General features: G+C 47.5%; 3 protein-coding genes. All 3 read right to left on the bottom strand.

Features of this window, described 5'->3' with window-relative positions; all coding sequences use genetic code 11:
* Positions 1-487: 487 nt before the first annotated feature.
* Genes H261_RS25240 through H261_RS26605 form a run of 3 tightly spaced genes read right to left on the bottom strand, consistent with a single transcriptional unit; the run spans position 488 to position 2,172 of the window.
* Entirely contained in the window at positions 488-700 is a 213-nt protein-coding gene (locus tag H261_RS25240; protein ID WP_152427086.1) for a diguanylate cyclase domain-containing protein, read from the bottom strand.
* Positions 642-2,021 carry a bacteriohemerythrin gene (locus H261_RS24415; protein WP_081609048.1) on the bottom strand — a complete coding sequence of 460 codons (1,380 nt, stop codon included), beginning with the start codon at positions 2,019-2,021 and terminating at the stop codon, positions 642-644. The genes H261_RS25240 and H261_RS24415 overlap by 59 nt, the downstream gene beginning before the upstream one ends.
* Before the next feature lie 28 nt (positions 2,022-2,049).
* On the bottom strand, positions 2,050-2,172 hold the full coding sequence (locus H261_RS26605; RefSeq protein ID WP_268743971.1) for a hypothetical protein: 123 nt from the start codon (positions 2,170-2,172) through the stop codon (positions 2,050-2,052).
* Positions 2,173-2,461 lie beyond the last annotated feature (289 nt).

Below are 2,461 nucleotides of genomic sequence, written 5' to 3'. Positions count from 1 at the left end.
TCGGGTGATCGCTGCCAAGCACCTAACTTGGCGGATTCTCCAGTCGGCCACAGACATCACAGAAATGGCATTTCTCGTTTATCCATTGCCGAATGCCTGTTAACACACCGCGATTCGTACCGCGTTCCAGCAAGTAGCCGTAACAGGCCATCATGTTGGGAAATTCCATCTCATACAGGATCGGAATTACGGCCTCCCTGATCGCCATGGGGGCTTCGGCTAAGGTGTCGCACATCTCGGACTCCTTCCCCGCCTTACACGGGGCACCATCATACTAATGGCGTAAAAAACAATACCTCCGAATGAGTTCGGGTTAAATAACAATTAACGCAGCAACGATCTTTTGCGGTGCAGCGGCGAGGGAAGTCACGATACCGGCTTCCGGGGCGAAGCATATCGAAGACCGTCGCACATTTCCCACTTTCAGCGAACAAATGCCGAATTCAGCCAAATTGGGTGGGGCGTAATGTGCCGTCGATTTGCCTCCTCAAGAGTTCTCAATTTCCCACAAAATATCTGGAAAGAGGCACACCCCACCGGTTCGTTTTGCCAAGTACATCGCCCTATCCGCCTTATCAATCAAATCCATAGACTCAGTTGAGTCATCTGGATAAAGAGCAATGCCGAGACTGGCCCCCGATTCAGCGTGACATATAGCTTTCCGATACCTTCTTGCCGGATACTGAAAGTTCCTCCACATCAGCGTAGGTGATTTTGTCAACTCCACCCTTCAATTCCCGACATCTATCTCGGAAAGTTTCAACAGAATAGGATTTCGCTCCGGTGAATTTTCGAATTTTCTCTGCTAACTCATCAGCAATACCTTCAAGCCTTGTTAGGCTGCGAAAAGTTCTTTCATTTGTAGCTAACCCGTCACGCATGCCAGCCGCTAAAGAGTTACATTCAAAAATTATGGCTCCAGCAAGACTTTTCAGACGATAATTTACTATAACTTGAATGGCTTCATTTTTTTTGGATTCATACTGCTCCATTGGAATGCCTCGCCCTAACGCCTCGACCGGATTAGGGACTATGATTTGTGGGGCCGAGGCACAACCAGGACGACTTTCATTTCGGCGTTCAGGACCAATATAATCTTGGGTGACGATAAATGGCCTCCGCCTTTCTACATGACCAACAATCTGATCTCTCAATTGGCCGGATGAGAATGGAATAAGAAGCACGGAATCTGTTCCTGACGACATGGCACTACGAACCGCCACTTCATCTCTTGATGAAAGGAGAAGAACCGTCAATACGAATGGATCGCTATTTGTCTGCAAAGATCTGATTTGGCGAATGAAATACGCCGAGTCATTCCCATCAAGCACAGCATCCATGACAACAATCTGGAAGCCACCATTTTTGCATGATTCATCAATGGCAATAAAATTATTCGACTCCTCTATATTTGTGATTCCAATTTCATTTAGTGTAAACCGTATTCCAGATCGAATTGTGCTGCTTGGCTCGCAAATTAATGCTGTTATTTTAGAGTAATCTAATTTAACCTTGGCATGCACAATGGCATTAGGAACGGCAACTTTTTCAGGCTCCTCATTCTCAAGAGCGTCGAGAGCAAGATACGCAAGCGGCCTCTGATCAACGACGTCATCAGTCAACAATGACTTGAACTTCATGTCCTCATTCATAATGTGACTTGCAAGCCACTTAAGGACAAGATCGTGCAGCTTCTCCGCAACGGACAAACTTCCGCCACGATATAGCCTGATCACCTCATTAATTTTTCGATTGAAGGCAAAGTGCTTTGCACGATGATCGTCAAAGTGTTGAAATCCAATTTTAGCCATGGCCTTTTCTTCACGGAGAAAGTGCCCTGCGACATATTCTTCGAGCATAGCCAAAGCACTTTCGATTACGAATTTGCTTTCTGCTGCCTCGAAAACGACGTCCTTGAGTAAATTGGCAATTTCAAAGAATGCCTTGTGATCGCTGTCAATCGCAGCATTCCCGACAGAGAAAGCGTCTGACCATCCAGCGATCTGGCATTCTTCTGTCATTCAGCAAAATCTCCATGGACCTTATCGCTTACCGCCCGCCAATTCGGGCGATAAAGCCATCAACCTCGCGGCTAAGATTTTCAGACTGCTGTGACAATTCGGATTCGGTATAGCCGTTGACCGTCAAAAACACATCGTTTACGTAGGTCACCCGTCATCTCCGACGCCTCTTCCAGATTGAATGGATGGTGAACGCGGCCTGATGAGCATACTGAATGAATAAATGAATGCTAACCGATTGCTATAAAGGCATCCCATCCGTTTATGAATTTCGATAAGGATCGTGCGGCGACGCAGGGGGGCTCATCTCGGCCATCGTGGGCCTCCTGTCTGTCGGGTGGTCGGGAAACCAGCCCTGTCAGATGGGAGCCTTCGACGTCACATCACACACCGATACCGCCATAGCGGTTCCATTCAATCCCCACGATACATGCCCCACC

This window comes from Paramagnetospirillum caucaseum (assembly GCF_000342045.1).
Taxonomy (GTDB): Bacteria; Pseudomonadota; Alphaproteobacteria; order Rhodospirillales; family Magnetospirillaceae; genus Phaeospirillum; species Phaeospirillum caucaseum.
The sequence above is the reverse complement of the archived record's forward strand: the minus strand, read 5'-3'. Positions and strand labels throughout refer to the sequence as shown.